Origin of the sequence: Burkholderia sp. RF2-non_BP3, assembly GCF_001522185.1 — a bacterium.
Lineage (GTDB): Bacteria > Pseudomonadota > Gammaproteobacteria > Burkholderiales > Burkholderiaceae > Burkholderia > Burkholderia diffusa.
In genome coordinates this window covers 264,081-276,785 of the sequence record NZ_LOSU01000043.1, presented here as the reverse complement: position 1 = coordinate 276,785, position 12,705 = coordinate 264,081, and the positions used below count along the sequence as shown (strand labels likewise).

General features: G+C 65.8%; 12 protein-coding genes. 6 read left to right on the top strand and 6 right to left on the bottom strand.

Annotation, left to right across the window (positions count from 1 at the left end; translation table 11 throughout):
• Positions 1-10: 10 nt before the first annotated feature.
• Together coaBC and dut are read left to right on the top strand one after the other, a co-directional pair.
• The gene (gene coaBC / locus WS45_RS23175) at positions 11-1,222 is read left to right on the top strand and encodes a bifunctional phosphopantothenoylcysteine decarboxylase/phosphopantothenate--cysteine ligase CoaBC (protein WP_059527730.1); all 1,212 of its coding nucleotides are present in this window, start codon (positions 11-13) and stop codon (positions 1,220-1,222) included.
• A 55-nt stretch (positions 1,223-1,277) separates the two neighbouring features.
• Positions 1,278-1,724, top strand: a complete 447-nt coding sequence (dut, locus tag WS45_RS23170) for a dUTP diphosphatase (protein ID WP_059468295.1) — start codon at positions 1,278-1,280, stop codon at positions 1,722-1,724.
• Positions 1,725-1,778: 54 nt separating this feature from the next.
• On the opposite strand, the gene WS45_RS23165 is transcribed toward dut, so the two are convergent.
• The 4 genes from WS45_RS23165 to clpS all read right to left on the bottom strand — a co-directional run bounded on the left by WS45_RS23165 (position 1,779) and on the right by clpS (position 6,784).
• The gene (locus WS45_RS23165) at positions 1,779-2,549 is read right to left on the bottom strand and encodes a COG4705 family protein (protein WP_059701856.1); all 771 of its coding nucleotides are present in this window, start codon (positions 2,547-2,549) and stop codon (positions 1,779-1,781) included.
• A 140-nt stretch (positions 2,550-2,689) separates the two neighbouring features.
• Positions 2,690-4,069 (bottom strand): amino acid permease, encoded by a 1,380-nt coding sequence (locus WS45_RS23160; protein ID WP_059701965.1) that lies wholly within the window; start codon positions 4,067-4,069, stop codon positions 2,690-2,692.
• Between the two features lie 103 nt (positions 4,070-4,172).
• Complete coding sequence (gene clpA / locus WS45_RS23155; protein WP_059527738.1) at positions 4,173-6,473, bottom strand: ATP-dependent Clp protease ATP-binding subunit ClpA; 2,301 nt, start codon at positions 6,471-6,473, stop codon at positions 4,173-4,175.
• Positions 6,470-6,784 carry an ATP-dependent Clp protease adapter ClpS gene (gene clpS, locus WS45_RS23150; RefSeq protein ID WP_006398529.1) on the bottom strand — a complete coding sequence of 105 codons (315 nt, stop codon included), beginning with the start codon at positions 6,782-6,784 and terminating at the stop codon, positions 6,470-6,472. Before clpS ends, clpA begins: the two co-directional genes overlap by 4 nt.
• Before the next feature lie 290 nt (positions 6,785-7,074).
• Here clpS and WS45_RS35190 point away from each other — a divergent pair, with 290 nt between their 5' ends.
• Complete coding sequence (locus WS45_RS35190) at positions 7,075-7,275, top strand: hypothetical protein (RefSeq protein ID WP_156437253.1); 201 nt, start codon at positions 7,075-7,077, stop codon at positions 7,273-7,275.
• A gap of 57 nt (positions 7,276-7,332) precedes the next feature.
• Entirely contained in the window at positions 7,333-7,536 is a 204-nt protein-coding gene (locus tag WS45_RS23145) for a cold-shock protein (protein ID WP_004196460.1), read from the top strand.
• Between the two features lie 178 nt (positions 7,537-7,714).
• Here WS45_RS23145 and WS45_RS23140 read toward each other — a convergent pair whose 3' ends face one another.
• Complete coding sequence (locus tag WS45_RS23140; RefSeq protein ID WP_059701963.1) at positions 7,715-9,322, bottom strand: multicopper oxidase family protein; 1,608 nt, start codon at positions 9,320-9,322, stop codon at positions 7,715-7,717.
• Between the two features lie 203 nt (positions 9,323-9,525).
• On the opposite strand from WS45_RS23140, the gene WS45_RS35185 reads away from it, so the two are divergent.
• On the top strand, positions 9,526-9,882 hold the full coding sequence (locus WS45_RS35185; protein ID WP_156437252.1) for a hypothetical protein: 357 nt from the start codon (positions 9,526-9,528) through the stop codon (positions 9,880-9,882).
• A 115-nt stretch (positions 9,883-9,997) separates the two neighbouring features.
• Entirely contained in the window at positions 9,998-10,222 is a 225-nt protein-coding gene (locus WS45_RS23135; RefSeq protein WP_006490888.1) for a hypothetical protein, read from the top strand.
• 135 nt (positions 10,223-10,357) lie between these two features.
• On the opposite strand, the gene WS45_RS23130 is transcribed toward WS45_RS23135, so the two are convergent.
• A complete protein-coding gene (locus tag WS45_RS23130) occupies positions 10,358-12,586 on the bottom strand; it encodes an NADP-dependent isocitrate dehydrogenase (protein WP_059701854.1) in 2,229 nt (742 codons plus the stop codon).
• Positions 12,587-12,705: the final 119 nt, after the last annotated feature.

Here is a 12,705-nt window from a genome sequence, read left to right as displayed (position 1 = left end):
GAGGCCTGAGTTGGCACACGCAGAACTCGCAGGAAAACACCTTGTTCTCGGCCTGACGGGCGGCATCGCCTGCTACAAGATCGCCGAGCTCACCCGGCTGCTGACGAAGGCGGGCGCGACCGTGCAGGTCGCGATGACCGAAGCCGCCACGCAGTTCATCACGCCCGTGACGATGCAGGCGCTGTCCGGCCGGCCCGTCTACACGAGCCAGTGGGATGCGCGCATCGACAACAACATGGCGCACATCGACCTGTCGCGCGAAGCCGACGCGATCGTGATCGCGCCCGCGTCGACGGACTTCCTCGCGAAGCTCGCGCACGGATTCGCTGACGACCTGCTGTCGACGCTGTGCATCGCGCGCGACTGCCCGCTGCTCGTCGTGCCTGCAATGAACCGCCAGATGTGGCAGAACCCGGCCACGCAGCGCAACGCCGCGCAACTGCGCGCCGACGGCGTGACGGTGCTCGGCCCCGATTCGGGCGCGCAGGCGTGCGGCGAAGTCGGCGACGGACGCATGCTCGAACCCGAGGCGATCTACGAAGCGATCGTCGCGCACTTCGCGCCGAAGGTGCTCGCGCACCGTCGCGTGCTGATCACGGCCGGCCCGACATTCGAGCCGCTCGATCCGGTGCGCGGCCTCACGAACCGCTCGAGCGGCAAGATGGGCTTCGCGCTCGCGCGCGCCGCGCAGCAGGCCGGCGCCGACGTGCATCTCGTCGCGGGGCCGGTTGCGCTCGACACGCCGTGGGGCGTATACCGCCAGGACGTGCAGACGGCACAGCAGATGTACGACGCGGTGATGCAAGCCGTGTCCGACGCCGACATTTTCATCGCGGTGGCCGCGGTTGCCGACTGGCGCGTCGATCATCCGGCCGAGCACAAGATGAAGAAGACGGCCGACCGCAAGATGCCGGCGCTCGCGTTCGTCGAGAACCCGGACATCCTCGCGTCGGTCGCGGCGCTGCCCGATCCGCCGTATTGCGTCGGTTTCGCGGCCGAAAGCGGCGACCTCGACGTGCACGGCGACGAGAAGCGCAAGCGCAAGAACGTGCCGCTCCTGGTCGGCAATCTCGGCCCGTTGACGTTCGGCCGCGACGACAACGAAGTCGTGCTGTTCGAGGCGGCCGGCCTCACGCGCCTGCCGCGCGCCCCGAAGGACGAACTCGCGCACGTGCTCGTCGCGGAAATCGCGAAGCGCCTGCCGGACAACCGCCTGATCTGATCACCCGCGCGGCGGCCCGCGCCGCCGCGCCCTTCCCGACCGATTCGACGACCGCATGAAACTCGATCTGAAGATTCTCGACGCGCGCATGCGCGACTACCTGCCCGCCTACGCCACCACCGGCAGCGCGGGCCTCGACCTGCGCGCGTGTCTCGACGCGCCCGTCACGCTGCAGCCGGGCGAAACGACGCTCGTGCCGACCGGCCTCGCGATCCACCTCGCGGATCCCGGCTACGCGGCGCTGATCCTGCCGCGCTCGGGCCTCGGCCACAAGCACGGCATCGTGCTCGGCAACCTCGTCGGCCTGATCGATTCCGATTACCAGGGTCAGCTGATGATCTCGACGTGGAACCGCGGCCAGACCGAGTTCGTGCTGAACCCGTTCGAGCGGCTCGCGCAGCTCGTGATCGTGCCGGTCGTGCAGGCGCAATTCAACATCGTCGACGACTTCGCGCAAAGCGATCGCGGCGAAGGCGGCTTCGGCAGCACCGGCCGACACTGAACGACGCCATGCAAAAAAGGGGCCTCGCGGCCCCTTTCCTTTTTCCGCGACCGTTCACCGATCGGCCGTCTGCGCAATCCGCGCGGGCACGAGCTCGCGTCGCCGCGCCTGCACGATGATCGCGTAGATCACCATCGCGACGAGTACGCCGAGCAGCACCGCCGACGATCCGACGGTGCCGAGCGCGAGCCCGCCCTTGGCAACCGGTTTCGTCAGCAGGTCGCCGACCGTCGCCCCGAACGGACGCGTGAGCACGAACGCGGCCCAGAACAACAGCACGCCCGAAATGCGCGTGAAATAGTGGGCCAGAACGATCAGTGCGAGCAGCCCGCCGATCAGCAGCGCGCCGCCGCCGAAGCCGAGGCCCGAGCTGTCCGCGAGGAAATCGCCGAGCGCGGTGCCGAGCGTGTTCGAGAACAGGATCGCGATCCAGTACAGCAGTTCGACCTTGCGCGTGCGGATCAGGTCGACCGACAGCGATTCGCCGCTCAGCCGCCATACCGCGAAGATCGCCAGCAGGATCGCGACGAGAATCGACGAGCCGGCGGCATAGCCGAGGCCGAGCGTCCGGTCCATGAAATCGGACATCGTCGTGCCGGCGGTGCTCGTCGCGACGATCACCGCCCAGTAGATCGCCGGGCGATACTGCGTCGTTCTGAGCTGGGCGCCCAGCGTCACGAGAAAGAAACCGAACAGCAGGATCGAGCTCACCGCATAGCCGACGTTCAGCGTCATCGACAGCAGGTCGCCGCCGGTCTCGCCGAGCGTCGTCGCGCAGATCTTCATGATCCAGAACGCGAGCGTGATTTCAGGAAGTTTGTTCATTCGAACCCTTTTTACAGATGGCGACGGACTGGCGTGCGCCAGCCCGGATCGCGGACAGGTTCGAATGTAGTCGCCGCCGGCTTAACGGAACCTTAGCGGTGTGGCAGCGCCGCGCGGCCCGCGGCGCGCGCAGCCACGCGTCAACGCGCGTGCCGGTGCCGGTAGTGCAGTGCGTACGCGAGCGTCAGCAGCACGACGAACACGACGCCGACCACCATCGTCATCCGGAATTCGCGCGTGAAAGCGGTCGTCAGCAGGATCGCGCCGACGAGCCCTGCACCGAGCAGGCTGCCGAACGGGTGCCCCCACATCCGGAACGCGAGCGCCGGGCCACGATATTGCGCGCGAAAACGCAGGTGCGTGACGAAGATCATCAGCCATGTGAACAGTGCGCCGAACATCGCGATCGCCATCATCACGGTGAACGCGGTATCCGGCGACAGCGCGACCAGCACCGCCGCGACCGCGACGCCGCTGGTCGAGATCCACAGCGCCGCACGCGGCACGCCGTTGTTGCCGAGCCGCCCGAACACGGCCGGCGCGAGCCGCGCGCGCGACAGGCTGAACATCATCCGCGTCGTCACGTAGAGCTGGCTGTTCATCGCCGACAGCGCCGCGATCAGCAACACGAAGTTGATCACGCCGGCCGCATACGGCACGTGCGTCGCGGCCATCACCTTCACGAACGGGCTTTCGTCAGTGCCGGCCTGCGTCCAGGGCACGATCGCGAGCATCAGCGACAGCGTGAGCAGGTAGAACAGCACGAGCCGGAACACCGTCGAGCGGAACGCGCGCGTGACCGCATGCTGCGGATCGCGCGCCTCGCCGGCCGCGATCGCGACCGCCTCGATGCTCATGTAGCTGAAGATCGCGACGATCACCGCGACCCAGGTGCCCCACGGCCCTTTCGGCATGAAGCCGTCGTGCGCGGTGTAGTTCGCGAAGCCGATGCCCGAAGCCGCCGGCGCCGACCACACGAGGTACGCGCCGAGCGCGATGAACACGACGATCGCCGCGATCTTCAGCAACGAGAACGCATATTCGACCGCCCCGTACAGCGTGACGCTCGCGAGGTTCACCGCGATCAGCAGCGCGGAGAAGCCGATCACCCAGTACCAGCCGGGCACGCCGGGAAACCAGTACTTCATGAAGACGGCGATCGCGCTGATCTCGGTGCCGATCGCGAACACGACCGCGAACCAGTACGCATAGCGCACGAGAAAGCCCGCGAGCGGGCCGACGTAATGCTCGGCGTACGCACCGAACGAGCCGGCCGTCGGATGCGCGACCGTCATTTCCGCGAGCGCGCCCATCAGCAGCAGCGCGATCAGCGCGCCGATCGCGTACGAAACCAGCACGCTCGGGCCCGCGAGCCCGATCGCGAACCCGCTGCCGAGGAACAGCCCCGTGCCGATCGCGCCGCCGATCGCGATCATCGCCATCTGCCCCGACGTCAGCGCGTGGCGCAATCCTTGTTCGCGCGCGACGATGTTGTCGAACGACCGTTGTTGTTGTGTCACCGCGTTACCACTCCCCTGCACCACCATCGCGCCACCGGCGCCAGATAAAGCGAAACGGCGCGGAAAACTTCCCGCGCCGTTCGCATGAACAACGAATTATCGCTTACTCGACTTCGACCGTCTCTTCGTTCGGCTTGTGCGGCGGATTCGCCAGCTTGTCGAACGACAACTGCACCTTGTCGTTTTCGTCGACGTCGACCGTCACGTGACCGCCATTGACGAGCTTGCCGAACAGCAGTTCATCGGCGAGCGCGCGACGGATCGTGTCCTGGATCAGACGCTGCATCGGCCGCGCGCCCATCAGCGGGTCGAAGCCGTGCTTCGCGAGATGCTTGCGCAACGCGTCGGTGAAGAGCGCGTCGACCTTCTTCTCGTGCAGCTGCTCCTCGAGCTGGATCAGGAACTTGTCGACCACGCGCATAATGATTTCCTCATCGAGCGAGCGGAAGCTGATGATCGCATCCAGACGGTTGCGGAACTCCGGCGTGAACAGGCGCTTGATGTCGGTCATCTCGTCGCCCGTCTCGCGGCGCGTCGTGAAGCCGATCGTCGCCTTCTGCATCGACTCGGCGCCCGCATTCGTCGTCATGATGATGATGACGTTGCGGAAATCCGCCTTGCGGCCGTTGTTGTCCGTCAGCGTGCCGTGGTCCATCACCTGCAGCAGCACGTTGAAGATGTCCGGATGCGCCTTCTCGATTTCGTCGAGCAGCAGCACGCAGTGCGGCTTCTTCGTGACGGCTTCGGTCAGGAGGCCGCCCTGGTCGAACCCGACGTAGCCCGGCGGCGCGCCGATCAGGCGGCTCACCGCGTGACGCTCCATGTATTCCGACATGTCGAAGCGGATCAGCTCGATGCCGAGCGTGAACGCGAGCTGGCGCGCCACTTCGGTCTTGCCGACGCCCGTGGGGCCGGAGAACAGGAACGCGCCGATCGGCTTGTCCATCTTGCCGAGGCCCGCGCGCGCCATCTTGATCGACGCCGCGAGTGCGTCGATCGCCGGATCCTGGCCGAACACGACGCTCTTCAGGTCGCGATCGAGCGTCTGCAGCTTGCTGCGATCGTCCTGCGACACGCTCTGCGCCGGCACGCGCGCGATCTTCGAAATGATTTCCTCGATCTCGCTCTTGCCGATCGTCTTCTTCTGCTTCGACTTCGGCAGGATGCGCTGCGCGGCGCCCGCTTCGTCGATCACGTCGATCGCCTTGTCCGGCAGGTGACGGTCGGTAATGAAGCGTGCCGACAACTCGGCCGCGGCCGACAGCGCACCCGACGAATACTTGACGCCGTGATGCTCCTCGAAGCGCGACTTCAGCCCGCGCAGGATCGCGACCGTCTGCTCGACGGTCGGCTCCGTCACGTCGACCTTCTGGAAGCGCCGCGACAGCGCCGCGTCCTTTTCGAAGATGCCGCGATATTCGGTGAACGTGGTCGCGCCGATGCACTTGAGCGTGCCCGACGACAGCGCCGGCTTCAGCAGGTTCGATGCGTCGAGCGTGCCGCCCGAAGCGGCGCCCGCGCCGATCAGCGTGTGAATCTCGTCGATGAACAGGATTGCGTGCGGCCGTTCCTTCAGCTCCTTCAGCACCGTCTTCAGACGCTGCTCGAAGTCGCCGCGATACTTGGTGCCCGCGAGCAGCGCGCCCATGTCGAGCGAATACACCTGTGCGTTCGCGAGGATGTCCGGCACTTCGCCGCGCGTGATGCGATAGGCGAGCCCTTCCGCAATCGCGGTCTTGCCGACGCCGGCTTCGCCGACGAGCAGCGGATTGTTCTTGCGGCGGCGGCACAGCACCTGCACGACGCGCTCGACTTCCGGCTCGCGACCGATCAGCGGATCGATGCGGCCGTCCTTCGCCATCTGGTTCAGGTTCTGCGTGAACTGCGCGAGCGGGGTTTCCTTTTGCGCGTTCGCGTCTTCGCTTTCCGCGTTCGCGTCGGCCGACTTCGCGGCTTCGCCGCCGTTCGTCTTCGCGATGCCGTGCGAAATGAAGTTCACCACGTCCAGGCGCGTGACGCCCTGCTGCTGCAGGTAATAGACGGCGTGCGAGTCCTTCTCGCCGAAGATCGCGACCAGCACGTTCGCGCCGGTGACCTCCTTCTTGCCGTTCGACGTCGACTGGACGTGCATGATCGCGCGCTGGATCACGCGCTGGAAACCGAGCGTCGGCTGGGTATCGACATCGTCGGTGCCCGGGACGGTAGGTGTGTTGTCGTGGATGAAATTGCGCAGGTTCTGACGCAAGTCCTCGATGTTGGCCGCACACGCGCGCAACACCTCGGCTGCCGTCGGATTATCCAGCAGGGCCAGCAGCAGATGCTCGACCGTAATGAACTCATGGCGCGCCTGGCGTGCTTCCATGAACGCCATGTGCAGGCTGACTTCCAATTCCTGGGCAATCATGCTTCCTCCATCACGCACTGCAGCGGATGCCCGGCCTGCCGCGCATGGGTAACGACTTGCTCAACCTTGGTCGACGCGATGTCCCGCGTATAGACCCCACAAACCCCTCGCCCTTCACGATGGACCTTCAGCATGATCTGCGTGGCCGTCTCGCGATCCTTCTTGAAATACTCCTGTACGACCATCACGACGAACTCCATCGGCGTGAAGTCGTCGTTCAGCAGCACCACCTTGTACATCGAAGGCGGCTTGAGCTTCTGCTGCTTGCGTTCCAGGACGGTGCTGTCCTGCTTGTCCGGGATAATCGCCATACACCCATTCTAAACAACTCGGACAGGCCCGCAATCCTGCCATTACCCGACCGACCGGCCGGCGCCCTCCCTGGTTCCCGACGACTCGCGATCGTCTTCGTGCCATACGAAAGCCGGCTGCGGTGCCGGCTTTCACGCGTGGCGCGGAACACGAACCGTCAGGGGGAAACCGCACCGGACCGTCGCGTCCGCATCCAGTATCCCACAAGCCGGGACGACTCGATCGCGTGTCACTCGAGCCTGGTATATGAGCCGATTATGCGACTTTTCAAGTCCGCGCGCTCGGCGGCATGCTGCAAAGCAAAGCCGGAAAAACCCTGAAAATGGGTTCTTTACAACGGCCCTCTAACCGTCTAAAAATTCCGCTTGACACTCAAATAAAGAGCGCCAACAATCAAGCTGGCACTTTTTTCAACTCGTCGGTTGGCGAAATGAAAGAGGCCGAAGGTGAGCTTGTGAGGGGGGAACGGCTGTATTTTCCGGTCGTTTAGCTTTTCGAGCGTGCTCGTGGTAAGTAGCAGCGACTGTGTGACAGGGGAAGTAGGAAAATGGCAACTGGTATCGTTAAGTGGTTCAACGACGCGAAGGGCTTCGGTTTCATCACTCCCGACGAGGGCGGTGAAGATCTGTTTGCGCACTTCTCGGCCATCAACATGCAGGGCTTCAAGACCCTGAAGGAAGGCCAGAAGGTTAGCTTCGAGGTCGTTCAAGGGCCGAAGGGCAAGCAAGCGTCGAACATCCAGGCCGCGTAAAGGCACCGGATATCAGACGAAGAAACCCGGCATTGCGCCGGGTTTCTTTTTTTCAGGCCGGCCACGCGTTAATTCGATTGGCCGGCCTTTTCGTTCAATCCCGATAATTGAACATGTATTGTCTTGTCGCACGCGCAGATCGAATGCCGTCATACGCGTGAAACATATTCAATACTCGTTACACGACCTTCAGCGTGCCCATCATGCCGAGATCCTCGTGTTCGAGAATATGGCAGTGAAACATGCGCTCGCCGGGCATGTCCTGCCTGACGAGCATCGTCACGGTCTCGCCGCTGCGCACGTTCACGGTGTCGCGCCACGCGCGGAACGGTTCGCTCGAGCGCGTGCCGTCCGATGCGCGCTCGATCACCTGGAATTGCGTGCCGTGCAAATGGAACGGATGATCCATGTCCGTGGCATTGCGAATCGCCCAGCGCTCGACGTCGCCGCGGCGGCTCGTCAGCGTCGCACGGTGCGGCGCGTAGGTCGCGCCGTTGATCGTGAAGCGCATCCCGGCCGGGCGGCCATGCGCCGGGCTGTTCATCATCGCGTCCATGTCCATCTCCTCGCCGAACGCGACCTCCTTGTGCGCAACCGGTTCGCCGAGGGCAGGCACCGCGCGCAGCGTGGCCGGCAGCGCACGGGCGGCGGCCGGTGCGAACGTGACGTCGGCGAGCGGCAGCGCCGGATCGGGCGGCAGACTGCCGTGGCCGCCGTCGTGCGACATCGCCATCTTGCGGCGGTCGTATTCGGCCGCCTGCAGCACCGCGCGTGACGCGCGATCGCCCGCGCGCACCAGCAGTTCCGCGCGCTCGCCCGGCGCGAGCACCAGCGACGTCACGCGGCGCGGCGCATCGAACAGCCCGCCGTCGGTGCCGACCTGCTCGAACGCTCGGCCGTCGTCGAACGCAACGCGCAGGTAGCGCGCGCTGCACGCGTTCCACACGCGCCAGCGCTCGTCGCCCGCGACGTCGATCCGCGGCCGGCGCGCACCGTTGACCAGCACGAACTGGCCTTCGCGGCCGTTCATCCAGTCCATCATGTCGTTCGGCGGAATCGTGCCGTCGCGCGCGAGCTTCAGGTCGGACACGAACAGGTTGCGCTCGGGCCAGCCGGCGAGCGGATCGTCGGCGGCACGCACGACCAACGGGCCCGCCAGCCCGCGGAACACCTGCTCGGCGGTCATCATGTGCGGATGCGGGTGATACCAGTAGGTGCCGGCGCTCCCCTTCGGCAGCGTGAAGCGATACACGCGCGACGCGCCCGGCGCGACGGGATCGGACGGGTTGCCGTCCTGGTCGGGCGGCACCGGCAGGCCGTGCCAGTGGATCGTCGACGGCTGCGGCAGCTTGTTCACGAAGCGGATTTCGACCGTGTCGCCCTCGCGCACGTCGATCAGCGGCCCGACCACCGGCCCTTGCGTGCCCGCGCCGAACTGCCAGAACGTCGTCGGACGCGCACCGCGCAGCATCGGACGCACGACCGGCTGGGCGACCAGCGTCGCGCGGAACGTGCCGGGCTCGCGGCTTTCGTTCGCGAGCGTGCGCAGCGACGCGAGCGGCGCGCCGGACGGCAGCGCATCGGCCGCCGCGAGCGCGGCCGGCGCCGGTTTCGCGTGCTGCGCGTGGTCCGCCATCCCTGACATGCCCGACATCCCCGGCATGTCGTCCATCTGATCCATGCCGGCCATGCCCGTATGACCGGCATGCTGCGCCCAGGCGGTGCGCGCAAACAGCGATGCCGCCGCGACGCCGATGGCGTGCGACAGGAAGGTTCTCCGTATCATCAATCGTTCCTCGTTATTCGTGCTGCGTCGCGCGGCCGTCGCGACGCTCGCGTCGGCCGGCACGGAGAAGCGCTCGTGCGCGACGCGAATCCTGATGCCCGCGTCATCATAACCGCAGCCCCCGACCGAGGCGCGGCGACGGCGAGCGAGCGTCGATACGACGCAGCGCGGGGCCGGTCCGACGAACGGACCGGAGACCGGGATTGTCGAGCGTTTTCGATCGTCGCCGGGTGCTGCGGCGCCTCACCGCAATCGGCGCCGCCCGCTTTCGCCACGCCCCGTCGAGACGATTCGCCCCTGCTGCTCATCCCGCGATCGGCGTGCCGGGCACCACCCATGTGCGAACCCGCCAATTTTTCACGATGCGGAACAAGTCCCTGCGTTATAAAAATTCGTGGTGCACGGCACAAATTCGTTGTTTCGCGATGCCAAAAAACGTTCCGCAATACAAAACGCGCGAAATAAACCACTGTTTTTACGGAAGAATTTTTGTTTCGAGAAAGCGCTCTACGCGCGCCATCGGGCGCGGCCCCGGACGTAGACTTTGTTCCATGCACTGACGCTTCGCCACGACGGTCGATACGGAATCCGGCGCAAGCAGCCAGTCGGGCCACGGCCGGACGAACCGGCGGGCGGCACAACAGAATCGCTTGTGATCAGAAAGGGAGAACGGAAATGAAGGGATTTCGCTTTGGTTCAGCGCTCGGGTCGTTCTACATCCTGCCGGGTAACGGCGGCTGGGAAGCGACGTTCGGCAACGCCCTGCTCGGCGCGTTCTCGTGCCCGGAAGTGGCGGCCGACCACATCTCCCGCGGCGACTGCGAGCAACTGTCCGAACTGGATACGGCCACGCTCGAAGTGCCGCACGAAATCGCCGAGTGGGAAATCGTGCACGTCTGAATGGCACGCCTGCAACGAAAAACGCCCCGGGTGACCGGGGCGTTTTCATGTTCGGCGGAACGGCGAGCCGCCAGGCCCGCCGCATCGGCTGGTGCCGCCGCCGCTGCCGTGGCGCGCGCGGGAGCGCGGCCCGCGTCAGGCGACTGCGTCGACGATGCCGTTCAGCGTTGCGCTCGGACGCATCGCCCGGCTCGTCAGCTCGACGTTCGGACGGTAGTAGCCGCCGATCGCCTGCACGCTGCCCTGCGCCGCCGACAGTTCTTCCAGGATGCGCGCCTCGTTGTCGGACAGCGCCTTCGCGACGCCTTCGAACTGCGCCTTCAGCGCGGCGTCCTCGGTCTGCTCGGCCAGCGCCTGCGCCCAGTAGAGGCACAGATAGAAGTGGCTGCCGCGGTTGTCGAGGCCGCCGACCTTGCGCGCCGGCGATTTGTTCTCGTCCAGGAACTTGCCGGTCGCCTGGTCGAGCGTCTTCGCGAGCACGAGCGCCTTCGGGTTCTGATACGCGTTGCCGAGATGTTCGAGCGACGCGGCCAGCGCGAGGAATTCGCCGAGCGAATCCCAGCGCAGGAAGCCTTCCTCGACGAACTGCTGCACGTGCTTCGGCGCCGAGCCGCCCGCGCCCGTTTCGAACATCCCGCCGCCGGCCATCAGCGGCACGATCGACAGCATCTTCGCGCTGGTGCCGAGTTCCATGATCGGGAACAGGTCGGTCAAGTAGTCGCGCAGCACGTTGCCCGTGACCGAGATCGTGTCCTTGCCCGCGCGGATGCGCTCGAGCGAGAAGCGCGTGGCGTCTTCCGGCGTCATGATGCGGATGTCGAGGCCGTTCGTGTCGTGATCCTTCAGGTAGCGTTCGACCTTCGCGATGATCTGCGCGTCGTGCGCACGTGCCGGATCGAGCCAGAACACGGCCGGCGCGCCGGTCGCGCGGGCGCGGTTCACCGCGAGCTTGACCCAGTCCTGCACCGGCGCGTCCTTCGTCTGGCACATGCGCCAGATGTCGCCCGACTCGACCGCGTGCTCGAGCAGCACGTTGCCGGCGTCGTCCGTGACGCGCACGACGCCGTCGGCCGGGATCTGGAACGTCTTGTCGTGCGAACCGTATTCCTCGGCTGCCTGCGCCATCAGGCCGACGTTCGGCACGCTGCCCATCGTGACCGGGTCGAATGCGCCGTGCTGCTTGCAGTCCTCGATCACGGCCTGGTAGACACCCGCGTAGCAGCGATCCGGAATCACGGCCTTCGCATCGTACAGTTCGCCGTCCGGGCCCCACATGCAGCCCGACTCGCGGATCATCGCCGGCATCGACGCGTCGACGATCACGTCGCTCGGCACGTGCAGGTTCGTGATGCCCTTGTCCGAGTTGACCATCGCGAGGCGCGGACGCGCTGCGTATTCGGCCTTGACGTCGGCTTCGATCGCTTCGCGCGTGTCGGCCGGCAGGTCCTTCAGGCGCGCGTACAGGTCGCCGATGCCGTTGTTCGGGTTGAAGCCGGCCTGCGCCAGCACGTCCGCGTGCTTCGCGAGCGCGTCGCGGTAGAACACCGACACGAAGTGACCGAACAGGATCGGGTCCGAGACCTTCATCATGGTCGCCTTCAGGTGCACCGAGAACAGCACGTCCTGCGCCTTCGCGTCGGCGATCTGCGCTTCGATGAAGCTGCGCAGCGCCTTGCGGCTCATCACCGATGCATCGATGACTTCACCGGCCTTCACGGCCGTCTTTTCCTTCAGCACCTTCTTGACGCCGTCGGCCGTCGTGAGTTCGATCTTCACGCTGCCGGCATCGGCGATCAGCGCCGACTTCTCGCTGCCGTAGAAGTCGCCTTCGCTCATGTGCGCGACGTGCGCCTTCGACGTCGCCTTCCATGCGCCCATCTTGTGCGGGTGCTTGCGTGCGTAGTTCTTGACCGACAGCGGCGCGCGACGGTCGGAGTTGCCTTCGCGCAGCACCGGGTTCACCGCGCTGCCCTTGATCTTGTCGTAGCGGGCCTTGACGGCCTTCTCTTCGTCGGTCGACGGCTCTTCCGGGTACGCCGGCAGCTTGTAGCCCTGCGCCTGCAATTCGGCGATCGCGGCCTTGAGCTGCGGCACCGATGCGCTGATGTTCGGCAGCTTGATGATGTTCGCTTCCGGCTTCAGCGTGAGCTGGCCCAGTTCGGCCAGATCGTCGGAACCCTTCTGCTCCGGCGGCAGGACGTCGGCGAATGCCGCGATGATGCGGCCGGCGAGCGAGATGTCGCGCGTTTCGACGGCGACGCCCGACGAGCGCGTGAAGGCCTTGACGATCGGCAGCAGCGAATAGGTCGCGAGCGCCGGCGCTTCGTCGGTGAGGGTGTAGATGATCTTGGGCGAAGTGGACATGGTCGATGCGTTGCTACGTGAAAATTTGGGACTGAGGAGCGCCGACGGTAATCGGCGGGGAGCGACCGGGTCGATCGCGAAAGGGGCGTGCCGGCTAGCCGGACGGTGGTGTTGCGAGG